Here is a 24,217-nt window from a genome sequence, read left to right as displayed (position 1 = left end):
TAACCCTCCATATGCTTTTGTTTTAAATTATTTTAAAGATCCTACCATAACACCTTTTTCAAAGTATTTTTGGAAGAATGGATACATAATTAGAAGTGGTAAACTTGAAATGACAATAGACGCATATTTTATTTTTTCTGCTAATTTACTTAACTCAGCCATTGCTAACTGATCACTAATCATTCCAGGCTGAACTTGGTTTTGAATCAGAATAGATCGTAAAACTAGCTGCAATGGATGTAATTCTTGATCCTCTAAGTAAATCATTGCATCAAAGTAGGAATTCCATTGTCCAACAAAGGCATATAGAGCAATGACAAAAATAATAGGTTTAGACAATGGCAATACTATTTTTAAAAATATTTTTAACTCAGAAGCACCGTCAATTTTAGCTGCCTCAAATAGTTCTTTTGGTAGACCTTTAAAAAAGGTTCGTGCTAATATAATATTCCAAACACTAATTGCTCCTGGCAAAATAATGGACCAAATCGTATTTAGCATTCCTAAATCTTTTACTACTAAATAGGTAGGAATCAGTCCACCATTAAAAAACATGGTGATGAGAAAGAAAATCATGATTACATTCTTCCCTTTGAATCCATCAAGAGAGAGTGGATATGCCGCAAATATCGTGATAATAATCGTGACGATCGTAAATCCTACTGAATATAAAACTGAATTGATAAATCCTTTTATCATCAATTCATCTTGAAGAATCCGTTTATATCCTTCGAGACTCCAATCAGATGGATTTAAGGAAAAACCTTTACTAAGTAAAACATTTGGATCTAAAAACGAAGCCAATAAAATATAAAGTAATGGTAATAAAACGATTAACACAAGTAATACTAAAATTATTTTGTTACTAAAAAGTAGCGTTTTATCTGTTTTGGAATGATTTTTCAATGGGTATCCCCCCTTTATTAATATAACCCTTCACCTTCATTTAACTTCTTCACAACAAAATTAACAAATACTAATAAAACCACATTAATAACAGAATTAAACAAGCCTACAGCTGTTGAATATGCATAATCCCCAGCCTGTAACCCAACCTTATATACATAAGTTGGCAGTATCTCTGAAGTTGGTAGGTTCATAGAAGTTTGCATTAAGTAAGCCTTTTCAAATCCTATCGCCATGATTCCTCCTGCCCCTAAAATAAACAACACAGCCATTATAGGTTTAAGTGTAGGAAGATCAATATGTCTTATCCTCTGTAAAAGTGTTGCTCCATCGATTGTTGCAGCATCATGTAATTGAGGATCAACATTTGCAAGTGCTGCTACATAAATAATGGACGACCATCCTGCAGCTTGCCATATTCCTGATAAAATATAAATAGATCTAAAATATTCAGGATCTGTCATGAAAGACACGGGTTTATCGTTAAATATAGATAATAGTGAATTTATTGGACCTGTAGGTGACATAAAGATAAATAACATTCCTGTAATGACAACAACAGATATAAAATTTGGTGCATACAGTATTAATTGGATGTTTTTTTTGATAGCTGCTCTCCGTACTTGGTTTAGACTAAGTGCTAGAATAATAGGTACAGGGAAGCCAAGTATCAAACCATAAAAACTTAATTTAAGCGTATTCATAAAAATGTCTTTAAAATTGGGAGAAGTTAAAAAATCCTTAAAGTGTGTTAAACCTACCCAATCACTTCCCATAATTCCCTTCATTGGGCTAAAATCTTTAAAAGCGATTATTGCCCCATACATTGGGATATATTTAAATACAATTGTTAAAATAATGGCAGGTACTAAAAATAAATACAACACATAATTTTTTTTAAAATATTGAATAAAGTTCTCCTTCTTTTCAATAGGAACTATTCTGCCTTCTACTACAGTTGAAGTTTTCTTATTATTCTTTTCAGGTACTGAAATCGACATTTTATTTCGCCCCCTTCTATAGAAAATGTTAAACCATATAAATGTCAACCGCTTGACACATTCCTAATTCTCCCTTCTCAAATTATGTATATCAACCGCTTTCATATCCTTTTATGTCAACCGCTTGATATCTTTGATTTTAACCGCTTTCATATTATGTGTCAACCGCTTGACTTACTTATTTTTAAAAAAAAATACAATCTAATTTTTAGATTATATTTTATTAAAGAAAGGATCTAAGTTTGGTGCTCCTTCGTTTATGCTATTTTATTATACAAAAGGTCTGGAATTCCAACTCTATCCATTTAATTCTGCCGTTCCATTTTCCAACAATTGAACAGGTAATATTATTTCCATTCTTTCATCCTTGTTTACTTCATTTATAATGTCCATTAATCTTAATACAGCTGATTGTGCAATTTCCTCTATTGGCTGTTTAATTGTTGTTAAATGGGGCAATAAGCTTCTTACACTTAGTGTACCATCATATCCTACAACTTTTAATTGATTTGGGACCTGAATCCCCAGTTCATTTGCTACTTTCAAACAAGTCGATGCTATCAAATCATCACTAGCAAAAATCCCATCCGTTTCAGGGTGCTCTTTGAAAATCTTTTTAATTGTTTCTGCAGTCGCTTCCTCATCGAAAACGCTATTTAGTTCATAGGTTATGGGGTGAGCTACTTGGTCTTCATAGGCTTTTCTTCTATTTTGAGTTGGTGTCTCTAACTCACTTGGTCCATTTATATGAATGATTTCTTTACAACCTTGATTAAGTAAATGTTGAACAGCCAGTCTTCCACCTTCATAGTTATCAGAACCTATTACTGGAATTGTTGGTGATAAGTAATGGTCAATTGCGACTATAGGAAGCTTGGAGTTCTTATATATCTCAATTCCACGATTATAAGAACAAACAATAATACCATCTACTTGATGCCTGATAAGCATCTCTGCATAAGATGTTTCTTTTGCCACTTGTCCTAAACTATTACATAAAATAACTTTAAACTCATGATTGGAGCATATATTCTCTATATATAAAGCTAGTTCACTAAAAAAAGGATTATTAATTGTCGGCAAAATAAGACCAATAAAATTAGTCCGTTTTTTAAAAAGGGAACGTGCAATATCATTAGGATAATAATTTAAGTCTTTAATTGCTTGTTCCACTTTTTCTCTCGTTTTTTCACTTATGTATCCCCGATTATTCAGCACACGTGAAACCGTTGTCGGTGAAACACCTGCTAACTGTGCTACATCTTCTAATTTAACTTTCATGATAACCACCCGAAAAATCATAAATTATTGTATACTTAAATTTTTTATATGTTAACCGCTTTCATACATATTATCATAAACTTGTAAATTTTGCATCTTTCCATCTATCAATGTTTTTGTTCTCCATTGTTCCTCCTGAATTAATCACCTTTTCTATAATTGTATTTATTTTTAGTAGCTTTTTTTTCATTAATATTTTGAATTACCGCATATGCCTCTATAACAGAACCAGTAAACTCAATCCATCCCCCTGTTGCAAGTAATATTCTTCTTTGTTTTTCTTTCTCTTCAGGGGTTATAATAGCAATGGCATCAATTAGTGTACCGATAGAAATTAGGAGATTTCCAAAAGCTTTGTTTTCATATAAACTTCCATTTTCCTCAAACACAACACCAGCGACTTCAATTGCAGCACCTATTGATTGAACAACATCCTAATGCATCTAACTTTACAACCTCAGGATTAAGCGGAGTAGGATTAGGTATGCTGGCATTTGCTGCAGCGTAATTTAGAGAGTTTCCTCCAACCTGCACATAAGCTCCGATTATCTCTAGGCGGCTGACTAGCTCTTCTTCCTTTTCATATCGTAATGTTCTTCCAACCCCATGAAAGGAATTAGCTATTGCTTGAATAAAATTCCCATCACGTATTCTTCGTATATTCACTCTATCATCTGCATCTATTGATGATTCTCCGACCGCTGACAAGAATGTCCCGGTAACGAGTAAGTAGGATCCTATTATAAGTAAATCCTCTTTATCTATCATTAGCGAGTCTTCCATATGTACCATTCCCCCAATCTTCCTTACTATGGAACGATATGTTCACTTACATTCTTAGTATCTACTCATATATATTCAACCTTCCCCCTTTATGCTAAAAAAATATTTTTATTCCATCTATAAATACTACTAGTTAATCGAAATTTTCTTGCAATCTCTGGAAAAATAAAAAAGGGAATCCTCCTCATCATTTAAAAAATACTCCAACCTTTTTCACTTTCTTTCGAAGAATTATCACTTTCCACTCCCATATAAGTATGATTTCTCCCTTCTGTGTCTATTATGAAAGTAATCTATAAAAAGGAAAACTGTTCCACTTTTGGTTGAGCATGAGGTGAAAATATGGACACTACAAGTAGTAAAAGAAAAGTATCTAGTCGATTAGAAAAAAATGTTGACTATTTAAAGGAAGAATTAGGTGTTGGCAAAAACTTTGACATCATTCATTTAGATGTTGAATATGCTGGCATTCGAATGGCGATGTTTCTTGTTGATGGATTGGTAAAAGACGATATATTACATTTGCTCATGAAGTTTCTAGCAAAAGTAAAAAAAGAGGAATTAAGAAAAGATGTTTTACAACAATTACTACGTACCTACATACCATATATCGAAATTAGTACGGTTGATGATTTAAATAATGTTGTTGATAATGTCCTGTCTGGTCCAACCGCTCTTGTAGTTGATGGAATTGATGAAATACTGCTAATTGATGCACGTACCTATCCAGTTAGAGGACCAGAAGAACCAGATACGGAAAGAGTTGTTCGTGGTTCACGAGATGGGTTTGTAGAAACAATTGTGTTTAATACAGCCCTTACACGAAGAAGAATTAGAGACCGAACCCTGCGGATGGAGTTTATGCAAATTGGACGTCGTTCGAAGACCGATATCGTTATTTGTTACATTGGTGATATAGCTGATCCTGATATGGTCAAGCAATTAAAAGAATCCATGTCAAAAATTGATACAGATGGATTACCGATGGCGGAAAAAACGATTGAGGAATTTATTTCAGGAAACAATTGGAATCCTTATCCTAGAGTAAGATACACAGAGCGACCTGATACAACAGCTGTCCATCTTTTTGAGGGACACGTTTGTATTTTCGTTGATGGCTCCCCATCGGCCATGATTACACCGGTAACCTTTTGGCATCATTTGCAGCACGCCGAAGAATATCGTAACAACCCTCTGGTAGGTGCCTATTTACGTTTTGTTCGCTACTTAGGTGTATTTGCATCCATTTTTTTATTGCCGTTTTGGTATTTAGTAAGTATTGAACCAAGCCTATTGCCTAGCTCCTTATCTTTTTTTGGACCTAGTGAATTAGGACAAATTCCATTAATCATTCAGTTTCTATTAATAGAAGTAGGTTTGGATATGCTGCGAATGGCTGCTATTCACACTCCTACTTCGTTGGCAACCGCACTAGGACTTGTTGCGGCCTTAATGATTGGACAAGTAGCAGTAGAAGTTGGTCTTTTTTCTAATGAAGTTATTTTGTATTTTTCTATTGCTGCGATTGGATCCTTTGCTACACCAAGTTATGAACTCAGTTTAGCAAACAGACTTGTTCGGATATTTTTACTAATTGCTACTGCTCTCTTTAAAGTTCCTGGATATATAATTGGTGTTGCCCTATTTATTATCTTTCTTGCAAGAATGAAATCTTTTGGGGTTCCATACCTATGGCCGTTCATTCCATTCAATTTCCGTGCCATCCGAGATATTGTTGTAAGAACACCTATTCCATTAAAAAACCGACGACCTCGTATTTTAAATCCAAATGATCCTGATCGATAATCAACTATCTTTTTAAATAGGGATATATGAAAAGCAAATCTTTCATATATCCCTATTTAGTTATTATCAAAATGTAACTACTATAATAACAAACTTACTACTTAAAGGATGTAATGGTATTATTATTAATTAATAAAGAATGTTTCTTTTCCTATTGAGAATGTATGAATAGACTAAGAAACCTTTTGACTTAGAAATTAGACAAGATAGCGACATAGTATATTTTATTCTTATATCATAATAAGTTAAATTTAATATCAAATGAACATAATCTAAATTTTCTGTATACTCAGAAAAATGAGTATGTTATCCTTAAAATGGAATAAAAATACCAAAAAATCATGCGGGAGGTAATATAGTGAAAATAATAAAATCCGGAATATTAACAGTTTTGTTACTTCTATTCACTAATACTGGTATAGGAAATGCAGAAGAGTACCAGGGTGGTGGTTTTTCTGAGAATGAGATAATTAAAGAAGAATCAAATGAAATTATTAGTGATTTAGAAGTTGAAGATGGACCTAACAATCTGAGTAGCCCTGATGCTGCAATTTCTTTAGGACCACCTAGTTGTAATAGAACTCATTCACATAATGTTGCCACTGTAACAATGCAAGTTAAAAATCTCACAGGTAGTTATAGATCTTTAATGTGGGGGTTTCATTTAACTTCTTCAGCTAAATCATTTTTGGGTCCAATTGTAGTAGTTAAAATGCCCTCTGCAGCAGTAAACGGTAAAGCTATAAACACACCATATGAACCTCATTCCGAAGGAGCATCATATAATTTTCATGGAAGCATGAAAAATTATCAAATTAAGGGTCAAAGTTATCCACTCAAAAAAGGTGATATAGTTAATCTTACTTGGCATATAACGGGTACAAATCCGGAAAGATATGGTTATCGATATGTAACTTGCAAAATGCCCTAAAGAATAAACCGAAACATAAGAAATAAAGAAATGAGGTTGTAAATGATGGAGATAGAATGGAAAAAAGAAACTATTATTTTTGAAACTTTAAGAGAATCAGAGGTATGGGCTGATTCTATAGCAAACGAAATACATGGTAGAACAATAAATGGGTATATAACACCAGATTATAAAATAGCATATGCTCTTTCATTTTTCCTAGCTTCCAATCCTGATTATGTTGTTCATACAGAAAAAAGTTTCAATATTTGTCCAGGATTAAAGGTAGAGGATTCATTTATTTATAAAGTTTGGGTAACTTTTAATAGTAAATAAATCATATATGAGTGTGATTATTACATACTGAAAACTTCTATATTTCAGCAAAAATATTTAGATTTTCTTTCACTCATTTATTTTTGACGCTATATTTTCAATGTTGTTTACTTCATTGGAAAATACATTTTCAAAAACTTCTTGGATAATTATATAGTACATTACTACTTAAATCCTACATAATGACATGGAGTTGTATTATCTTATGTTGAAAAGAAACTCAAAAACGGAATTATTTTATCTGTTTTCGAGTTTCTTCTCTTTAAAGCATCTAAATTTCCTCGTTCGTAATAACATTGGGTTTCTATTTTAGTTTTTCTTCTAATAGTTAGTGTTACTTCTTTGCAAACGATATTTAGTTATACAAAACTTAGAAAAAACAGTGAAAAGTTAAGTAATAAAATTTTTGCAAATTTTGTTGCTCCCCAAGTACTTCTCACTGTGATTATAAATTTATGGGTGGAGGGTAGAAATATAATGAGATTTATCAACCTCATTGTATTAAAAAAATTATAGAATTCATGCTATCTCATACCCATAGTATGTCATGACCTTTTCAATTTTCATTGCATCTTCCCCTTTCTTCTCTTCATCCTTTGCTAAAGTATGCAGATTTCTACCAGTAGGTGATAACAAAAAGGATTTTTCACTTAGATAAGAAAGAGGAATTTTCCTATTTAAACAAAATCTGCACCCTCACAATCTATAGGATGCAGTTCTTATCATGTCTTTTTAATGTTGTTTATTCGGTAATTTTGCTTCTGGATGCCCTTTACCATGTTTTTTGTTTTTTTCTTGCTTTTTTTGATCATCCTTTAGTTTTTCAACAAACTGACTTGTATCTTCCATCTAGATTCCCTCCTTTAAATGTTCATGTTATTTTAACCAGTTATGAGATTTTACATTCTTCCTCTATTTTTAGTTTAAGAAAAAAGCACCTATCTATTTTGATAGGTGCTAAACTGTAGAAAAACTCCTGAATTTTAAAATAAAAGTTTGTATATAGTATATTTATTAGTCCCTTTGAATGGGGATGTTGCTTTCCGTGGGGCTCGCGCTGAGCCGCTTCGGCTTTTAAGCCTGCAGGGTCTCAGACTGTATCGCTAATCCCACAGGAGTCTCACCTCTTCCACTACAAACAACGCATAAAAATTCCATTTAACTGTTTAAAAATCATTTTGTCGACAAACTGAGCACTTATCTATTTTGATAGGTGCTTTTTAATTCATTTCAACAGCTCTTGCTACTGGTTTACTGCATTGTTTACACGTTCCTTGTAAAACAATGCCAAAATCTGTTTCTTTAATTTGATAATTCTGTATTTGAACAACATCGCTACAGGAACTACACCAGACATTTCTTTCTAATTCATTGCGCGTTTCTTTAGGAATAGCTAACCATTTTTTATTTGCATTAAAAGAGACCACTTCGTTATTCTTGTCCATTTTCCGCACCACTTTTCTTATTTTTTCGAATCTACAAAGATAACTATAAAAGGAATTTAGGAAAAAGGTTTCTATTATCAGTTTTTTCGATTAGACCTATCTAAATAATCATCTTTATTCTCAGTTACTCCCATTATAATATAAACCTGAATCCGTGATAAAAAATAATTCTTCCGATAATTTTAGGAATTCCTTATTTTCTTGCCATTCGTACTAATTTAAGTTGGATTGATTGTTTTTTGTGTACACTAAATAAAACCTGCTTACCTATAATTTTTTTCAGGTCTTATTACCTATTCAGTTTCCTAGGCTTATGTTGTAAATGAAAGATACAGTCGTTTAAAAGTAGGAAACCAAGGACTATGATTTCCAAACTTTAAGTAAATTCTTCGGGAATGCTTTACCAATTTTGCAGCTAATGTAATCAAATTCTGGATAACCGTTTTTACTCGGCGACGGAAGACCTTTCTTTTAAGCGGCGCATCCCCTGATTTCAGGCTTTCTTGGCCAATAATCCGAAGGAGATTGTAGGTTAAACATCCAAGATGTAAGATTAATTCATTGGTGGCAAATTTCCCAGAAGGGAAACGTTCTAGGTCTAAATCCGTTTTTAATTCACTGTGGAATTGTTCACAAGTGGCATGTTCGTGATAAAGGCTAATTATTTCCTCTGTTTCATTAGGTAGGGTAGTCCAATAGCTCTCAAACTCAACATCTGGGATTAAGAGGATTTGGCCGTTTTTATCAATCGTTCTTTCTGTTACTTTATAGACTTGGCGAATGGCTTTTTTCATTCCCTTTGGAGTTGTTTCTAAAGCACCATAGAATACACGTTTTCCTTCTCGCTCCTGAACGCATTTACCGAATTGTTCAGCTACCATGAGCCAGTTTTCAGGCTTTTCACGGCGAGGATTTCGTTTAATTATGAAATCGGCCTTTTCATTCACACAAACTTTTAGGTTTTCGACACTATCGTTTCCTGCATCCATACGGACCAATAACGATAGATCAGTAATCATCCGAGAATATATAATACTTTTCTCGAGAAATTTCTCAGTATCCTTTTGAACGTGTGTGCTTCCCTCCCGAAGTTCCACATTTACAACGTAGCCTTCTTGACCCAAATAGGAGAAGTTAGGGGAATACCCGTCACATCCTTTGTATGTGCGACTAACCCCTTCTTTCTTAGTATTTGAGTTATCAAATGGCGATACATCAATATCCAGAGGTACGTATGATTTTTTGTCACTAGTAATTGTTGGAGTGACAGGAGAATCAAATTGCCGTATTAGTTTAGCCGATTCTTCCAGAACAATGGATTTCCATCCAGTCACCTTGGCAATTTGATCGAGTCGTTGCCGTAGTGTGGGACTTGATGGAACCACTTGAATATCCAATGCACGATAAAAGAAGGGATCATCTCGAAATTCTTCGATATGGTCGAAATCATTCTTACCTTGGCACAATAGACCCACATAAGAAGTGGTAACATCCCCATTAAGAATGGCCGGAGACGACTTGATTTCTGGGACCTTTAAGGATGAAAAACGTTTGTAAAATTTTGTTTTTGATAAAAGCAAACCTATTAAACCTAGACCCGAATGGGTCGTTAATGTATCATCGGAATCTTCTAAAATAAACTTAACCAATTTCAACACCTGCCTGGTGAAATAAAATTATCAACATAAATCAGCTGATAACATTATTATATCAGGCTTTGTGGGCACATTTATTATTAATTACGTCACGGACTCAGGATAAATAAAAAAGAAACGAAAAGAAAGGATGAAATTTATGAAAACAATTGCAGTCATTGACGGAGGAACTCGCCCCAATGAAATACAGCTATCTTAACTGATCAAGTAATCGAAGGATTATCGGTTGCGAAAATTCTACTTAGAGATTATACTGTTTTCCCTATCATAGACATGCGTCACGCTTCAGGTGGATTCAAAAAAAGAGAGGATGATTATCATACAATAATTGATCAAATTCTCCCTCATGAGATTTTAATATTCTCCACCCCTATCTACTGGTATAGCATGTCTGGATTAATGAAAAATTTTGTTGATCGATGGTCTCATTCATTAAGAGATTCTGACTATCCTGATTTTAAAACTCAAATGGCTAAAAAGACAGCTTACGTTATTGCTGTAGGGGGAGATAATCCCCATGTAAAAGGTTTACCTATGATTCAGCAATTTCAGCATATTTTTGATTTCATGGGGATTGAGTTTGGTGGTTACATTATAGGTGTTGGGAATAAGCCTAAAGATATATTGGAAGATAAGAAAGCACTTTTTACTGCTGCTCAGCTGAAAAACAAATTAATATATTGATAGATCGGAGTGCAAGAGAAGGATTTCTATAAAGAATTTTCTATTAGTGAGGGTCTTACTGCTCGTTAAGAGTGGGATAAATATCAAAACCCTTGCTTTACCCTTCCTGATAAAAAACTAATCCACATAAAGTAGAGCATTATCGATTTGATAGTACTCTACTTTTGTACCTTAATCTTCGCTACCCCTAAAGCGTAATGACTAAATAATATATTTTCAATCATTTCCGCTTCAGACTCTTCGCAATCCACTATGACAATAATTTCTGAATGAAATCCCTTTAATAATCTCCGCCGCTTTTTTAGAATGATTTCTGTAAAAATGCGAATACCAAATCCAATTAAAAATCCAATTGCTGCTCCTATTAATCCCCAATAAATAGGACCCCATGCAAGCTCAAAACCTATACTTGCTCCAATGACGGAAAAGGCTGTTGCTAATGCAACACCAATATCAACGAAAGAGGTCCCATCAGAACGATGCAAATTATCAAAAACCTTGCGTTCTTCCGTTTGATTATCTAGTGGAATAACAAATATATTTTCCCTTTTTACTCCTTTTTTCTCAAGCGTACTAATAGCCATTTCAATAAAAACAGAATGTTCAAATGTCGAAAATATTTGCATCATCATTTCATCTTCAGCCCTTTTAACACTTGGAAAGAAGAGGATTGGTAATTTTCTTTAAAATAAAAGCGCTGTTCTTTATCATACAGTTTATTATTTTCTACGGTGTTTATATAAGAATCAAAAATAGCAAATCCATAAATGGATGGAAAAAATAAAAGCCACTCAGCATTAATAACTTCTGTTGCTTGTTTTATCTCTCCTAAAAACAAAAGAGAGATAGCTTCAAGGCCATGAGACAAATAAAAAAATACAACTGTCCAAATAATAACAAAAAATGCCGTTGTAATTCGATGGATGTATAGTTGACCTAATCCTGGAACAAAAAGGGACCAAATAATTGCCATAAGAGGACTTCTTTTATCTAAATAATTTATTTCCATTGCACCAATACTAAAAGAATTAAATCGATGCTCCTCCCTTTCTGCTAATACATATATTTTATTCAAATCTACCGTTGTGCGATAACTATCCCATATAGCAAATATATAGACAGGGATATAAATCAATAACCATCTTGTATCTAAAATCTCTTTTGCTTTGTCAATCTCTCCTTGAAAAGAATAAATCATCGCTAAATTTATATTACTGTTTACATTTACTACAACTTCCCAAATGAATAAGACAAAACCACGCAAATATTTTGATAAGAGAAGATGTCCAAATCCAGGAAATGCTGCACTCCACCACCCAATAATATAAGGATTTCTCAGGTGAACTTGTGTCGTACCGAGAATACTTACATGGGCTCTATACCTTCTTGCTGTGTTATCATTCGAATAATTATTCATAGTTTTTCACCTTTTTCTTCATTTAATTACAATGGAGATATAGGTGTTATTTTTTACAAAATTATGAAATTCATCCACATCTGTACTTTTTTAGTACAATAGAACTAAAAAAGAAAGAAGAAAATAATTGATAGGAATGGTGTGCCTTTGATAAATTAAATAAAAATAAAACTTTCCTGAATCCGTGATAAAAAATAATTCTTCCGATAATTTTAGGAATTCCTTATTTTCTTGCCATTCGTACTAATTTAAGTTGGATTGATTGTTTTTTGTGTACACTAAATAAAACCTGCTTACCTATAATTTTTTTCAGGTCTTATTACCTATTCAGTTTCCTAGGCTTATGTTGTAAATGAAAGATACAGTCGTTTAAAAGTAGGAAACCAAGGACTATGATTTCCAAACTTTAAGTAAATTCTTCGGGAATGCTTTACCAATTTTGCAGCTAATGTAATCAAATTCTGGATAACCGTTTTTACTCGGCGACGGAAGACCTTTCTTTTAAGCGGCGCATCCCCTGATTTCAGGCTTTCTTGGCCAATAATCCGAAGGAGATTGTAGGTTAAACATCCAAGATGTAAGATTAATTCATTGGTGGCAAATTTCCCAGAAGGGAAACGTTCTAGGTCTAAATCCGTTTTTAATTCACTGTGGAATTGTTCACAAGTGGCATGTTCGTGATAAAGGCTAATTATTTCCTCTGTTTCATTAGGTAGGGTAGTCCAATAGCTCTCAAACTCAACATCTGGGATTAAGAGGATTTGGCCGTTTTTATCAATCGTTCTTTCTGTTACTTTATAGACTTGGCGAATGGCTTTTTTCATTCCCTTTGGAGTTGTTTCTAAAGCACCATAGAATACACGTTTTCCTTCTCGCTCCTGAACGCATTTACCGAATTGTTCAGCTACCATGAGCCAGTTTTCAGGCTTTTCACGGCGAGGATTTCGTTTAATTATGAAATCGGCCTTTTCATTCACACAAACTTTTAGGTTTTCGACACTATCGTTTCCTGCATCCATACGGACCAATAACGATAGATCAGTAATCATCCGAGAATATATAATACTTTTCTCGAGAAATTTCTCAGTATCCTTTTGAACGTGTGTGCTTCCCTCCCGAAGTTCCACATTTACAACGTAGCCTTCTTGACCCAAATAGGAGAAGTTAGGGGAATACCCGTCACATCCTTTGTATGTGCGACTAACCCCTTCTTTCTTAGTATTTGAGTTATCAAATGGCGATACATCAATATCCAGAGGTACGTATGATTTTTTGTCACTAGTAATTGTTGGAGTGACAGGAGAATCAAATTGCCGTATTAGTTTAGCCGATTCTTCCAGAACAATGGATTTCCATCCAGTCACCTTGGCAATTTGATCGAGTCGTTGCCGTAGTGTGGGACTTGATGGAACCACTTGAATATCCAATGCACGATAAAAGAAGGGATCATCTCGAAATTCTTCGATATGGTCGAAATCATTCTTACCTTGGCACAATAGACCCACATAAGAAGTGGTAACATCCCCATTAAGAATGGCCGGAGACGACTTGATTTCTGGGACCTTTAAGGATGAAAAACGTTTGTAAAATTTTGTTTTTGATAAAAGCAAACCTATTAAACCTAGACCCGAATGGGTCGTTAATGTATCATCGGAATCTTCTAAAATAAACTTAACCAATTTCAACACCTGCCTGGTGAAATAAAATTATCAACATAAATCAGCTGATAACATTATTATATCAGGCTTTGTGGGCACATTTATTATTAATTACGTCACGGACTCAGGACTTTTATTGAAATACTTATTTTTCCAAAATTCACACATATAACATGAGCTAGTTGAAGACTTCAAAACCACTTTTTAATATTTCATGCTAAAATATACATATAACCTATAAGTACTTTTAAAAAGGGGAGAAGACGATTGTCTCAAGCACTAATATTCGATATGGATGGCACACTTTTTCAAACAGATAAAATTTTAGAAATATCTCTCGATGATACTTTTAATCACTTGCGTTCACTCGATCAATGGAATGGAGAAACCCCTATTGATAAATACCGTGAAATTATGGGTGTTCCATTACCTGTCGTCTGGGAGACATTATTGCCTAATCATCCCATCACTATAAGAAAGCAAATAGATGCTTATTTTCTTGAAAGATTAGTAGCGAATATTAAAAGTGGGGAAGGTGACTTATACCCAAATGTAAAAGAAGTCTTCTCCATCTTGAAAGAAAATAATATTGCTATCTACATAGCTAGTAACGGTTTACCTACATATTTACAAGCTATTGTAGAATTTTATAAATTAGATAACTGGGTGACTGAGACATGCAGTATTCAACAAATTGAATCACTGAATAAATCAGACCTTGTTCGTACCATCATACAGAAGTACAAGATTACTAATGCTGCTGTAGTGGGGGACCGCCTTTCTGACATAAATGCCGCGAAAGAAAATGGACTAGTTTCCATCGGTTGTAATTTTGATTTTGCTCAAGAAATCGAACTTAAGCAAGCGGATATTGTGATTAATGATCTTATCGAATTAACATCAGTCTTAGCAACATTACCGATCTTTCAGGTGGAACAAACTTCTATTCTATAATGTTTCAAGGAATTTTCTATAATCCTTCAGTAAGCATAACAAACTACGAATCTAAATCTTAGAGGACACAAAAATTATAGCTGCCATCATCGGCAGCTATTCTAAAAAAATCGTATTATCTATATTCATCTAAACTACCAGTTTTAATAAGAATCCCTTCCTTATTAATTCTTTCATGCTCAATAGAAATATCGTTTAAGTCCTTATATTTTTCATTCCAAATAATAGCGATAAACGGGTATGGTTCTTTGACAAAATAGTCACATATTACCTTTTCATAGCGATAGCATTCGCTAGGATAAGTTTCTTCACAACCAAATAATCCAAGGATATCTTCTTCTAATGCTATTCCACCAATTTTAAAGACAAAAACAGAATATAACTCTATCAAGAAATCCATAAACTCCATTATTTCTTCTTTTTGTATTCCCACTTGATTCCATTCTAAAGCATCAAAACTGGAACCGTAGAATAGAAAATTCACTAAAATAGAATTAGAAGAGACCTGCTCTATATAAAGGAATGCCTTTCTTTTCCTCGCAAATGAAACGAATAAGCGCAAAGTGAAAGAATGGATATATTGACTTTCATCAAAGAGATAGCCTATACAGAACTCCTCTATTCGCTCTTCCACATTATTATCATAAATCTCAATACTAGTTCTAACCTTAGACAAACGAAAAAGAATGTCTTGGATTATTTCTTTTTTCGCATTTAACTTACCTCTAGGAACGGACCTCCTCGTATCCATGGAGATGACTGCATTCAATTCCCCCTAAGTATGCTTATCGTTTTCATCATTCCCTATATATGGTCTATAGCTTGTTTAGAGTGGGATATCTAGCTTATGTTTTCCCTTCCATTATTAATAATCTCAGCAATACTCATAAATTTGTTTGTACGTATTCCCCACAAATCAACGTTCCCTATGAATTCATAATTTTGTTGTCTTAACAATGTTTCTAAACTTTCTTTTTGTTGACTAGAAGGAAGTCTGTATTCATCTATTAAACGTGCTTCCTCTCCTACTATCTCATAATAACTAAATAAAATGGTGTAACCCACTAAACTATCTCCCCTCTTTTTTCTATCATGCTTTATTTTATTTAAAATTTATTAGTATTCTTTAATATAATATTTTTTGTAATGTGTTCATTATTATGTTCCTAAGTATAACGATGTAAAGTAAACTGAATATAAACTTCCGTAAAGTAATTTTCAGTTTACATTCTTCTAATAGAATAGGTACAAATTATACATATGGAGGCATTGGATGTTTAAAATATTAGTGGTAGAAGATGATAAAAATACACGAAAATTAATGTGTGCCGTATTAAAGCAGCATGGATTTCAAATATATGATGCAGCTGATGGCATGGAGGCTCTTCAAGTAATGGAAAAGGAACACGTTGATTTAGTTGTGCTTGATTTAATGATGCCGAAAATGGATGGATATGAATTAACACGGCAGCTTAGACAAACATGGGAGAACCTTCCGATCTTGATGGTTACCGCTAAGCAAGAATCGGTAGATAAAAGAAAAGGATTCCTTGTCGGTACGGATGACTATATGACTAAACCTGTAGATGAAGAAGAAATGGTGCTTCGTATTAAAGCCCTTTTACGAAGAGCTAAAATCGCTAATGAGCATAAACTTACTGTCGGAAAAACGATTCTTGATTATGATGCACTAACTGTATCCCGCGAGGACATAATTATTACATTGCCTCCAAAAGAGTTTTACTTATTGTTCAAATTATTATCCTATCCTAATATGATCTTTACTCGTATTCAACTTATGGATGAAATTTGGGGAATGGAATCAGAAACAGATGACCGAACACTTAATGTTCATATCAATCGGTTAAGAGATCGATTCAAAGATTTTCCAGAGTTTGAAATCGTGACAGTAAGAGGACTAGGCTATAAGGCAGTGAAAAAGGGATGAGAGATTTTTTTACAAAACGATTAAGTCTTGCAATTACGTTAGTGATGTTTGTGTTTGGCGTTATGGTGGCTACAGTATTAGTGGCGGCTGTCATTACTTTCGCTTTGCAGCATTTAGGTATTATTTCGAATCATAGCCAACTTCCAGTGTTTCCACTCATTACTTTTTTAGGCTTTTGTATCTTACTTGGTACATCTCTTACTGCCTTTCTCAGTAAAAAAGCGTTAAACCCAATCCGCACGGTGATTGATGCTACTCATAAAGTTGCTGGAGGCGATTTTTCTGTACAAGTTAACATAAAAGGCATTGGAGAATTAGAAGAATTATCTCATAGCTTTAATAAAATGACCCAAGAGCTGTCAGGAATTGAAACACTTCGGAGTGACTTTGTAAATAATTTTTCCCATGAATTCAAAACACCTATTGTTTCATTACGAGGGTTTGCGAAATTACTTAAAGAAAATAACTTAACCGAAGTAGAAAGACAAGAATACCTTGACATTATCATTACCGAATCTGAGCGATTAGCCGCTCTTTCTACAAATGTACTTATCCTTTCAAAGTATGAAAATCTTGAGATTATTACTGAAAAAGCGCCCTTTCGACTAGATGAGCAAATCCGAAAAACAATTGTGTTAATGGAACCAAAATGATCTGCAAAGGAAATACTCCTAAATGTTGAGCTTGATGAAGTTATCTTTAACGGAAATGAAGACTTGACCCAGCAAATCTGGCTAAATCTTTTAGACAATGCCATCAAGTTTTCAGATTCAGGAGGAAAAATAGATATAACTCTTACTAACACAAAGGAAGAAATTTGTTTCTTGATTCGAGATAATGGTCCTGGGATGGATGAGCATACCAAAAAACATCTTTTTGATAAATTTTATCAAGGCGACACCTCTCATTCCCAATCAGGGAATGGATTAGGGTTGGCACTTGTAAAAAGAATTGTGGAACTGTGTGATGGGAGGATTTATGCGGAGAGTGAGAAAGGAAAAGGAAGTACATTTATTGTAAGATTATTAGCTTAATTAGGTTATTCTTCATAAAAGAGGCACATACTCATACAAGAATGTGCCTCTTTCTCTACTAATTTGAAACTATCTTATTCCCAAATCTCTTTTGCCACATCAACAATGTATTTCAATTTATTCCATTGCTCTTCTTCTGTTAATTTATTTCCATGGTGAGTAGAAGCAAATCCACATTGTGGACTAATGCAAAGCTGTTCAAGAGAAACATATTTAGATGCTTCCTCTACACGTGTTTTGATCGCCTCTTTATCCTCTAATTCTCCAGTTTTCGAAGTAAATACACCTAAAACTACTTGTGCTCCACCATTTGGAACAAACTCAAGCGGTTTGAAACCACCAGAGCGCTCATCATCATACTCTAAAAAGAAACCATCTACTTTTTCCTTTGCAAAAAAGCTAGGGGCAATTTTATCGTATGGACCTTCAAATGCCCAAGCAGATTGATAGTTTCCACGGCAAAGGTGGGTTGTCACTATTAGGTCTTCTGGTTTTCCTTCTAGAACTCCATTAACTACACTTAAGGCTAAATCGATTAATTCTTGTCTTTCTAGCTCACTTTTTGCAAATGGTAGTTCTGGTGCACAAAGCCCTGCGATGTATACATCATCAAATTGTAAATAACGACAACCAGCCTCATAAAATGCTTGCACCGCATCCCGATAGGCTTGGATAATATCTTTCGCAAAATCATCAATTTCTGGATAAATTTCTTCATTGCGGATGCCTGCATTGAAAAATTGATTTGGACTTGGAATGGTCATTTTTGCGACTGCACGGTCTCCAACAATCTCATAGAATTCCTTAAAATCTTTTAAATGTGGGTGATCAGGATCAAAAGATACTTTTCCTATAACACGTACATCATACGCTTCTGTTTCAACCCCTTTAAATTTGTAACCATGGTCAGGTACATAGCCTTCTACTCCATTTAAATGCTCCATGAAATCAGTATGCCAGAAGCGGCGGCGGAACTCGCCATCTGTAACTGCCTGAAGACCAACTTCAATTTGCTTGTCTACAATTCGTTTGATTTCTTCCGTTTCAACTGTACGTAGTTCCTCAGCTGTAATAGCTCCTTCAGCAAACTTCTTTCTAGTATCATGAATTGATTGAGGACGAAGTAAACTTCCTACATGGTCTGCTCTGAATGGTGCTTTAATAATTGTTTTTGTCATTTGAATCCCTACCTCCGTAAATTTCTTTTCTCTTTTTAATTTTAGATTTTTCAGAAAAACGCATTTGTAATTATGTATAGAAAAATCTTTTTTGTGGCTTTTACAACTCTAAAATCCACAATTCTTTACTAATTATAAGTAAATGTAACATGAAAACAAATATTCTGAAATACATAAAATTTCAACTCTTAAGATTATTTAAAACTTTTCTAGTAATTCTACACTATTTCTTATAAGAATACTAGATAATAGAAATAGAAAATAGAAGCAAATTTAAATGGCTATTTACAGCAATTCCTATTTTACTTTTTCCAAAAATAAGTAATTTCACTCAAATAAAACGCTTACATTTAAGAATAAAGAACCATTGCTAATCTTCTTTGAAGTTTTTACACTATTGTTATATTGGAAAATAATATGTATTCAAGGGGGAAAGTGAATGAGTAATTTGGCCAAAGATGCAAAAAAGCAATCGGAGCCTTACGATTTCGTACAAATTGCCAACAGCTCTAAATTTAAGCAATTAATGTCCCAAAAGAAAAAATTTCTAATACCTCTAACAGTCTTCTTCTTACTCTTTTATTTTATGTTGCCCATTTTAACTTCTTACACGACTATCTTAAATAAACCTGCAATTGGATCCATCACATGGACATGGGTATATGCGTTTGCACAATTTATTATGACTTGGGTGCTATGTATGATTTATGTCCGAAAAGCAATAAAATTTGATCATTTAGCTGCTGAGATTGTGGAAGAAAATAAGCTGGAAGGAGCTAAAAATGAATGAATCCAATCGCCTTAATGTTATTCGTCATTATTGTCGTTATTACCCTTATCATTACATATTGGGCAGCAAAAAGAACCAACACAACAAGTGAATTTTACACAGCTGGTGGTGGCTTAACCGGCTGGCAAAATGGGTTGGCCATTGCTGGTGATTATTTATCTGCTGCCTCATTTCTTGGCATTGCAGGAGCCATTGCATTAACTGGTTTTGATGGATTCTTCTATTCCATCGGATACTTAGTAGCATATTTAGTTGTTCTTTATATTGTTGCCGAGCCACTAAGAAATTTAGGCAAATATACCATTGCCGATATGATAAATGCCCGCTTTGATCAGAAAAAAGTGAGAGGGGTGGCTGCACTAAGTACGATTACCATCGTAATCTTTTACATGATCGCCCAATTAGTTGGAGCCGGTGCGCTTATACAGCTATTATTAGGTATCGATTATTGGCTGGCTGTCTTAATTGTAGGGGTAATGATGACCATTTATGTATTATTCGGCGGTATGACTGCTACAAGCTGGGTACAAATCATTAAAGCCGTCCTCTTAATGCTTGGAACAGTTGTCATCTCCTTCCTTGTCCTTGCAAAATTCAACTTTAACATCCTTACAATGTTTGACGAAATCAAAACACTTACACCATTAGGAGAAAAATATATTAATCCTGGCGTGAAGTATACAAATTCTCTTGATACTATCTCCATGATGGCGGCACTTGTTTTGGGAACTGCAGGTCTTCCTCATATTTTAATGCGTTTCTTTACCGTAAAGGATGCAAAAACAGCTAGAAGCTCTGTTGTAACGGCAACTTGGGTGATTGGTATTTTCTATATCTTAACCATCTTTCTAGGCTTTGGAGCTGCTGCTTTTGTTGGCGCTGCTGATATTATGGAAGCTAATACAGCTGGGAATATGGCGGCTCCATTATTGGCACATGCGCTTGGTGGTGACTTCCTCATGAGTTTTGTTTCTGCTGTGGCATTTGCGACCATTTTAGCTGTTGTTGCAGGACTTGTTTTATCAGGCGCTTCTGCTTTTGCCCATGATATTTACGGACAAATTATAAAAAAAGGCAAGGTAACAGAAAAACAACAAATGAAAGCTGCACGCTATGCTTCTGTTGCTGTAGCCATTCTTTCTATTATCCTTGCACTATTTGCCCAAAAAATGAATGTAGCCTTTCTTGTATCCCTTGCATTTTGTGTAGCAGCCAGTGCCAATTTACCAGTTATTATTTTTACAATCTACTGGAAAAAATTCAATACAGCTGGTGCTATTACTGGTGTAATAACTGGATTAGTTACTGCGTTAGTATTAGTAGCAATTAGCCCAAGTGTACTAAATCCAGATCCTGGTGTCGCTATTTTAACAGGAACTGCTATATTCCCGTTAACAAATCCAGCTATCGTTTCTATTCCTGCAGGTTTCCTTGGAGCATTTATTGGGACTATTCTTTCCACTAAACGAGACGAGAAAAAATATGCAGAAGTGATTGTAAAAGCGAATACAGGAATGAAGTAAGAAATGGAGACTGACTCTATGTAACAATAGTAGAGTCAGTCTCCATGTTTCCCGGGAAATAAAATGACAAAAAGCGCCAAAAATCGATTTGTTTTCAGCACCTTTCTTACTCATTTAGTTCCATAATACCCGTCAGTCATTTCCCCTCCACTATGTCTGCAAACTCCTCTAACGTAGTAGAATGCTTAATATAAACTCTAGGCAATAAATAGTGTTCATTCTTTATTCCCTTTTCTAAATATAATTCCGGAGTTGTCGTTAATCCAAAAGAATAGTACTTCTTTACTTCATCAATTGTTTTAGAATCAATATTTCCATATGGATAAGAAAGAGCAATAACTTCCTTTCCTGTTATTTTTTCGATTGTTTCTTTCGAATCTTTTAGTTCCTGTTTATAATCTGTCGTTTTCGTTAAATCAGGATGTGTGGCAGTATGAGATTGAACCGATATTAAACCAGAATCGGCTAATCTTTTTAACTCTGTATTAGATAACCTATTTGCATTTCCGATAAAATCTGTTATAACAAACATCGTTGCAGATGGGATAAAATGATTATTTTTTATCTTTTGGAAAATGTCATACACCTTTAAATTATTTTTATAGCCGTCATCCAAAGTAATGAAAATAGGCTTTTCCTTTGTATAAATATCCTGCCATTTTTCTAATGTTAACAAACTAAATCCATGATCACGCAAATAGATCATTTGTTTCTCAAAATTAGTAGGAGTGACATACAATTCTTTTGAACCTTGGCCATGGAATTCATCAATGGAATGATAAACCAAGATAGGTATCTTTCGTTGAGCCGATCCGATGGGTGGGAAAATAATAAATAGTAGGAAAAACATAATGGCGATTTTTTTCATCATAATCCTCTTTTACTTATATTTTGCTAAATGGAAGTTATCTTAGCTTTCCATTAATGGTTTAAACAACAAGATTAGTATGGTGAAAGCTCTTTAAACTATACGTTTAAAATTGATTTAATAATTGGCAAAGAACACTTACAATGATTTGTTATTTTTTACCACTCGCTAAATATTTTATAAACAACGAACCTAGGATTTTTTTCTTCATTTTATCCATCCTAATAGTAGGAGGTGTCATGATGTCAAGAGATCAAGTTCATGTTAACGTAGATCCAAATATGGATGGACCACGAGAAGGAGTTATTGCTGACGCTGATGGAGATCAATTAGGGATAAGCAGAGATACAGATTCAGAAACAACTGCATTTCATGTAAAGCAATTAAAAAAAGATCCTGAATTAGCAAAGTTCGATCAAACTTTTAAAGATAAATAATACTGGACAAAGTATCAAGCCGTATACCTTATTAATTTTATGGAGGAAGAAATGAATAGTTATTTGGATACGATGGTCACTAAAGTAAAAGATTCAATTGCCCAAGCTGCTGATTCGGTACGAAGAGGTTTTGTTGCCTTAAGCGGGGACACTTTTATATCTGTATGGGAACTAGCAGAATATATAAAAACACATAAAGAAACGAAAACAGAGAGCAAATATTTATTAGGAAATTATTATTATTTCAGCCATTTGCAAGAAAATGGCGTTCGGTACTATTTAGAAACGAACGGAGATTTTATATTGCAGGTAGATGCAACCACAAAAGATCAAATACTTGTTGCTTATCGCTCATACAAAGACAAACTATCTTTAAATACTCCCGTTAAATTCCCAAAAGTACACTGAAAAAACAAATAAACATTTTAAAAAAATAGCCCTGTAAGACTAAGAATAGCCAAACAGGACTATTTTATTATATTTCCTTTATAAAGGCTTCAACTTCTGCTTCTTTCGTTGCCCATGAAGTGACAAGTCGAATTGCAGAATGATCTTTATCAATTTTTTCCCAAATGTTGAATTGATAATTCTTCTGTAGCATTGTAATCTTTTCGTTAGAAAAAATCGGAAATACCTGATTAGTAGAAGATGGTGTTAAAAAGCGATAGCCTTTCTCTGCCAATGCTCTATTTAGTCTTTCTGCCATCTTATTAGCGTATTCAGCTAATTCGAAGAAGAGATCATCCTTAAATAGCTCATAAAATTGGATTCCCAACAATCTTCCTTTTGCTAGCATTGCTCCTTTTTGCTTAATATGATAACGAAAATCCGCCTTCAAGGAATCATTCTTTATCACTAAAGCTTCTCCCATTAATGCTCCATTTTTCGTACCACCAATGTAAAAAGCATCTAGTAATTTAGGAAAATCACTTAACACCAGATCATTGTCTTTTGCACAAAGAGCAGACCCTAGTCGCGCTCCATCCATATAGAAAATCAAATTGTTTATTTGACAAAATTGACTTAATTGTTCAAGCTCACTCTTTGAATAAATCGTTCCAATTTCAGTCGAATTAGATATGTATACTAACTTTGGCTTTACCATATGTTCATCCGTATGCTCATCAAGTACACTTTGCACTAAACTTGGTGTCAGCTTACCATGTTTTGCATCAACAGTAATAACTTTATGACCTGTTGCTTCAATGGCTCCTGTTTCATGAACAAAAATATGCCCAGTACTTGCGGCAATTGCCGCTTCATGTGGTCTTAAAAAGGCAGATATGGCAATCAGATTTGTTTGCGTTCCTCCAACTAAGAGATGAACATCTACCTCATCACTATTCATTTTAGCTTTCAAAACTTCTGCTGCTTTGTTTGTAAAGGAATCTTGCCCATATCCTATTTCTTGTTGTAAATTGGATTCTACTAATGCTTGTAAAATTCTAGGATGCGCTCCTTCACTGTAATCATTATTAAAACTATACATGGACATTGCCTCCTTATTTTAAAAATATTTTCTCATACAAAGATTCGTGTTGTCAGTAAATATTTTTTACTTCTAATTAAAAAGTACCAAACACCTCTAAATAAATCCTAAGGT

The 24,217-nt window shown here is 34.0% G+C and carries 27 protein-coding genes and 1 pseudogene; 12 read left to right on the top strand and 16 right to left on the bottom strand.

What is annotated here, in order from left to right; genetic code table 11:
* Nucleotides 1-27: 27 nt before the first annotated feature.
* From NKG37_RS14325 to NKG37_RS14305, 5 genes are all read right to left on the bottom strand, one after another.
* Nucleotides 28-906 carry a carbohydrate ABC transporter permease gene (locus tag NKG37_RS14325; RefSeq protein WP_101730244.1) on the bottom strand — a complete coding sequence of 293 codons (879 nt, stop codon included), beginning with the start codon at nt 904-906 and terminating at the stop codon, nt 28-30.
* Nucleotides 907-923: 17 nt separating this feature from the next.
* Entirely contained in the window at nt 924-1,907 is a 984-nt protein-coding gene (locus tag NKG37_RS14320) for an ABC transporter permease (protein ID WP_205835590.1), read from the bottom strand.
* A 297-nt stretch (nt 1,908-2,204) separates the two neighbouring features.
* Nucleotides 2,205-3,188 carry a LacI family DNA-binding transcriptional regulator gene (locus NKG37_RS14315; RefSeq protein WP_169188205.1) on the bottom strand — a complete coding sequence of 328 codons (984 nt, stop codon included), beginning with the start codon at nt 3,186-3,188 and terminating at the stop codon, nt 2,205-2,207.
* Between the two features lie 140 nt (nt 3,189-3,328).
* Nucleotides 3,329-3,577 (bottom strand): DUF6944 family repetitive protein, encoded by a 249-nt coding sequence (locus NKG37_RS14310; RefSeq protein WP_169188204.1) that lies wholly within the window; start codon nt 3,575-3,577, stop codon nt 3,329-3,331.
* A gap of 13 nt (nt 3,578-3,590) precedes the next feature.
* Nucleotides 3,591-3,980: a DUF6944 family repetitive protein gene (locus NKG37_RS14305; protein WP_254414831.1), complete on the bottom strand. Its 390-nt coding sequence runs from the start codon at nt 3,978-3,980 to the stop codon at nt 3,591-3,593.
* Between the two features lie 333 nt (nt 3,981-4,313).
* On the opposite strand from NKG37_RS14305, the gene NKG37_RS14300 reads away from it, so the two are divergent.
* The 3 genes from NKG37_RS14300 (at nt 4,314) to NKG37_RS14290 (ending at nt 7,023) form a co-directional block, all read left to right on the top strand.
* On the top strand, nt 4,314-5,777 hold the full coding sequence (locus tag NKG37_RS14300) for a spore germination protein (RefSeq protein WP_169188202.1): 1,464 nt from the start codon (nt 4,314-4,316) through the stop codon (nt 5,775-5,777).
* A 358-nt stretch (nt 5,778-6,135) separates the two neighbouring features.
* On the top strand, nt 6,136-6,708 hold the full coding sequence (locus tag NKG37_RS14295; RefSeq protein WP_169188201.1) for a hypothetical protein: 573 nt from the start codon (nt 6,136-6,138) through the stop codon (nt 6,706-6,708).
* A gap of 51 nt (nt 6,709-6,759) precedes the next feature.
* Complete coding sequence (locus NKG37_RS14290; protein WP_040344351.1) at nt 6,760-7,023, top strand: hypothetical protein; 264 nt, start codon at nt 6,760-6,762, stop codon at nt 7,021-7,023.
* Nucleotides 7,024-7,755: 732 nt separating this feature from the next.
* Here the strand turns inward: NKG37_RS14290 and NKG37_RS14285 are convergent.
* The 3 genes from NKG37_RS14285 to NKG37_RS14275 all read right to left on the bottom strand — a co-directional run bounded on the left by NKG37_RS14285 (nt 7,756) and on the right by NKG37_RS14275 (nt 10,123).
* Nucleotides 7,756-7,872, bottom strand: a complete 117-nt coding sequence (locus NKG37_RS14285; RefSeq protein WP_169188200.1) for a DUF4023 family protein — start codon at nt 7,870-7,872, stop codon at nt 7,756-7,758.
* Between the two features lie 371 nt (nt 7,873-8,243).
* Nucleotides 8,244-8,468, bottom strand: a complete 225-nt coding sequence (locus NKG37_RS14280) for a hypothetical protein (protein ID WP_169188199.1) — start codon at nt 8,466-8,468, stop codon at nt 8,244-8,246.
* A 311-nt stretch (nt 8,469-8,779) separates the two neighbouring features.
* Complete coding sequence (locus NKG37_RS14275; protein WP_118977697.1) at nt 8,780-10,123, bottom strand: IS1380 family transposase; 1,344 nt, start codon at nt 10,121-10,123, stop codon at nt 8,780-8,782.
* 139 nt (nt 10,124-10,262) lie between these two features.
* Between NKG37_RS14275 and NKG37_RS14270 the strand changes: the two are divergent.
* Nucleotides 10,263-10,807: pseudogene (locus NKG37_RS14270) on the top strand (flavodoxin family protein).
* Between the two features lie 158 nt (nt 10,808-10,965).
* On the opposite strand, the gene NKG37_RS14265 reads toward NKG37_RS14270, so the two are convergent.
* From NKG37_RS14265 to NKG37_RS14255, 3 genes are all read right to left on the bottom strand, one after another.
* On the bottom strand, nt 10,966-11,433 hold the full coding sequence (locus NKG37_RS14265; RefSeq protein WP_254416400.1) for a hypothetical protein: 468 nt from the start codon (nt 11,431-11,433) through the stop codon (nt 10,966-10,968).
* Between the two features lie 2 nt (nt 11,434-11,435).
* The gene (locus tag NKG37_RS14260) at nt 11,436-12,224 is read right to left on the bottom strand and encodes a hypothetical protein (RefSeq protein WP_254414830.1); all 789 of its coding nucleotides are present in this window, start codon (nt 12,222-12,224) and stop codon (nt 11,436-11,438) included.
* A 341-nt stretch (nt 12,225-12,565) separates the two neighbouring features.
* Nucleotides 12,566-13,909: an IS1380 family transposase gene (locus tag NKG37_RS14255; protein ID WP_118977697.1), complete on the bottom strand. Its 1,344-nt coding sequence runs from the start codon at nt 13,907-13,909 to the stop codon at nt 12,566-12,568.
* Nucleotides 13,910-14,149: 240 nt separating this feature from the next.
* On the opposite strand from NKG37_RS14255, the gene NKG37_RS14250 reads away from it, so the two are divergent.
* On the top strand, nt 14,150-14,836 hold the full coding sequence (locus NKG37_RS14250; protein ID WP_254414829.1) for an HAD family hydrolase: 687 nt from the start codon (nt 14,150-14,152) through the stop codon (nt 14,834-14,836).
* 115 nt (nt 14,837-14,951) lie between these two features.
* On the opposite strand, the gene NKG37_RS14245 is transcribed toward NKG37_RS14250, so the two are convergent.
* The gene (locus tag NKG37_RS14245; RefSeq protein WP_205835589.1) at nt 14,952-15,605 is read right to left on the bottom strand and encodes a hypothetical protein; all 654 of its coding nucleotides are present in this window, start codon (nt 15,603-15,605) and stop codon (nt 14,952-14,954) included.
* Between the two features lie 71 nt (nt 15,606-15,676).
* Nucleotides 15,677-15,901: a hypothetical protein gene (locus NKG37_RS14240; RefSeq protein WP_169188194.1), complete on the bottom strand. Its 225-nt coding sequence runs from the start codon at nt 15,899-15,901 to the stop codon at nt 15,677-15,679.
* A 208-nt stretch (nt 15,902-16,109) separates the two neighbouring features.
* On the opposite strand from NKG37_RS14240, the gene NKG37_RS14235 reads away from it, so the two are divergent.
* The 3 genes from NKG37_RS14235 (at nt 16,110) to NKG37_RS14225 (ending at nt 17,818) form a co-directional block, all read left to right on the top strand.
* Nucleotides 16,110-16,784: a response regulator transcription factor gene (locus NKG37_RS14235; RefSeq protein ID WP_101730249.1), complete on the top strand. Its 675-nt coding sequence runs from the start codon at nt 16,110-16,112 to the stop codon at nt 16,782-16,784.
* Nucleotides 16,781-17,437: a histidine kinase dimerization/phospho-acceptor domain-containing protein gene (locus NKG37_RS14230; RefSeq protein ID WP_254414828.1), complete on the top strand. Its 657-nt coding sequence runs from the start codon at nt 16,781-16,783 to the stop codon at nt 17,435-17,437. Before NKG37_RS14235 ends, NKG37_RS14230 begins: the two co-directional genes overlap by 4 nt.
* 63 nt (nt 17,438-17,500) lie before the next feature.
* Nucleotides 17,501-17,818: a sensor histidine kinase gene (locus NKG37_RS14225; RefSeq protein WP_254414827.1), complete on the top strand. Its 318-nt coding sequence runs from the start codon at nt 17,501-17,503 to the stop codon at nt 17,816-17,818.
* Nucleotides 17,819-17,892: 74 nt separating this feature from the next.
* On the opposite strand, the gene NKG37_RS14220 is transcribed toward NKG37_RS14225, so the two are convergent.
* On the bottom strand, nt 17,893-18,996 hold the full coding sequence (locus NKG37_RS14220) for a 5-methyltetrahydropteroyltriglutamate--homocysteine S-methyltransferase (RefSeq protein WP_254414826.1): 1,104 nt from the start codon (nt 18,994-18,996) through the stop codon (nt 17,893-17,895).
* 439 nt (nt 18,997-19,435) lie between these two features.
* Here NKG37_RS14220 and NKG37_RS14215 point away from each other — a divergent pair, with 439 nt between their 5' ends.
* Both NKG37_RS14215 and NKG37_RS14210 read left to right on the top strand, forming a co-directional pair.
* Nucleotides 19,436-19,786 carry a DUF485 domain-containing protein gene (locus NKG37_RS14215; RefSeq protein WP_224428195.1) on the top strand — a complete coding sequence of 117 codons (351 nt, stop codon included), beginning with the start codon at nt 19,436-19,438 and terminating at the stop codon, nt 19,784-19,786.
* Nucleotides 19,783-21,309: a solute symporter family protein gene (locus NKG37_RS14210; protein ID WP_169188190.1), complete on the top strand. Its 1,527-nt coding sequence runs from the start codon at nt 19,783-19,785 to the stop codon at nt 21,307-21,309. Before NKG37_RS14215 ends, NKG37_RS14210 begins: the two co-directional genes overlap by 4 nt.
* 136 nt (nt 21,310-21,445) lie before the next feature.
* Here NKG37_RS14210 and NKG37_RS14205 read toward each other — a convergent pair whose 3' ends face one another.
* Nucleotides 21,446-22,177, bottom strand: a complete 732-nt coding sequence (locus NKG37_RS14205; RefSeq protein WP_169189632.1) for a polysaccharide deacetylase family protein — start codon at nt 22,175-22,177, stop codon at nt 21,446-21,448.
* A 242-nt stretch (nt 22,178-22,419) separates the two neighbouring features.
* Here NKG37_RS14205 and NKG37_RS14200 point away from each other — a divergent pair, with 242 nt between their 5' ends.
* Together NKG37_RS14200 and NKG37_RS14195 are read left to right on the top strand one after the other, a co-directional pair.
* Entirely contained in the window at nt 22,420-22,614 is a 195-nt protein-coding gene (locus tag NKG37_RS14200) for a hypothetical protein (RefSeq protein WP_224428196.1), read from the top strand.
* Between the two features lie 51 nt (nt 22,615-22,665).
* A complete protein-coding gene (locus NKG37_RS14195; RefSeq protein ID WP_169188188.1) occupies nt 22,666-23,022 on the top strand; it encodes a hypothetical protein in 357 nt (118 codons plus the stop codon).
* Nucleotides 23,023-23,089: 67 nt separating this feature from the next.
* Here the strand turns inward: NKG37_RS14195 and NKG37_RS14190 are convergent, their stop codons facing one another.
* On the bottom strand, nt 23,090-24,103 hold the full coding sequence (locus NKG37_RS14190; protein ID WP_169188187.1) for a threonine aldolase family protein: 1,014 nt from the start codon (nt 24,101-24,103) through the stop codon (nt 23,090-23,092).
* Nucleotides 24,104-24,217: the final 114 nt, after the last annotated feature.

The sequence above is a fragment of the Niallia sp. RD1 genome, from assembly GCF_024219955.1.
Taxonomy (GTDB): domain Bacteria; phylum Bacillota; class Bacilli; order Bacillales; family Cytobacillaceae; genus Niallia; species Niallia alba.
The sequence above is the reverse complement of the archived record's forward strand: the minus strand, read 5'-3'. Positions and strand labels throughout refer to the sequence as shown.

What these genes read in the sequence shown, in the direction of transcription:
- NKG37_RS14320 (WP_205835590.1), bottom strand. Translation starts at nt 1,907, where the DNA reads ATGTCGATTTCAGTACCTGAAAAGAATAATAAGAAAACTTCAACTGTA.
- NKG37_RS14315 (WP_169188205.1), bottom strand. Translation starts at nt 3,188, where the DNA reads ATGAAAGTTAAATTAGAAGATGTAGCACAGTTAGCAGGTGTTTCACCG.
- NKG37_RS14305 (WP_254414831.1), bottom strand. Translation starts at nt 3,980, where the DNA reads ATGGTACATATGGAAGACTCGCTAATGATAGATAAAGAGGATTTACTT.
- NKG37_RS14300 (WP_169188202.1), top strand. Translation starts at nt 4,314, where the DNA reads ATGGACACTACAAGTAGTAAAAGAAAAGTATCTAGTCGATTAGAAAAA.
- NKG37_RS14285 (WP_169188200.1), bottom strand. Translation starts at nt 7,872, where the DNA reads ATGGAAGATACAAGTCAGTTTGTTGAAAAACTAAAGGATGATCAAAAA.
- NKG37_RS14280 (WP_169188199.1), bottom strand. Translation starts at nt 8,468, where the DNA reads ATGGACAAGAATAACGAAGTGGTCTCTTTTAATGCAAATAAAAAATGG.
- NKG37_RS14265 (WP_254416400.1), bottom strand. Translation starts at nt 11,433, where the DNA reads ATGCAAATATTTTCGACATTTGAACATTCTGTTTTTATTGAAATGGCT.
- NKG37_RS14260 (WP_254414830.1), bottom strand. Translation starts at nt 12,224, where the DNA reads ATGAATAATTATTCGAATGATAACACAGCAAGAAGGTATAGAGCCCAT.
- NKG37_RS14235 (WP_101730249.1), top strand. Translation starts at nt 16,110, where the DNA reads ATGTTTAAAATATTAGTGGTAGAAGATGATAAAAATACACGAAAATTA.
- NKG37_RS14230 (WP_254414828.1), top strand. Translation starts at nt 16,781, where the DNA reads ATGAGAGATTTTTTTACAAAACGATTAAGTCTTGCAATTACGTTAGTG.
- NKG37_RS14220 (WP_254414826.1), bottom strand. Translation starts at nt 18,996, where the DNA reads ATGACAAAAACAATTATTAAAGCACCATTCAGAGCAGACCATGTAGGA.
- NKG37_RS14215 (WP_224428195.1), top strand. Translation starts at nt 19,436, where the DNA reads ATGAGTAATTTGGCCAAAGATGCAAAAAAGCAATCGGAGCCTTACGAT.
- NKG37_RS14210 (WP_169188190.1), top strand. Translation starts at nt 19,783, where the DNA reads ATGAATCCAATCGCCTTAATGTTATTCGTCATTATTGTCGTTATTACC.
- NKG37_RS14205 (WP_169189632.1), bottom strand. Translation starts at nt 22,177, where the DNA reads ATGAAAAAAATCGCCATTATGTTTTTCCTACTATTTATTATTTTCCCA.
- NKG37_RS14200 (WP_224428196.1), top strand. Translation starts at nt 22,420, where the DNA reads ATGTCAAGAGATCAAGTTCATGTTAACGTAGATCCAAATATGGATGGA.
- NKG37_RS14195 (WP_169188188.1), top strand. Translation starts at nt 22,666, where the DNA reads ATGAATAGTTATTTGGATACGATGGTCACTAAAGTAAAAGATTCAATT.
- NKG37_RS14190 (WP_169188187.1), bottom strand. Translation starts at nt 24,103, where the DNA reads ATGTATAGTTTTAATAATGATTACAGTGAAGGAGCGCATCCTAGAATT.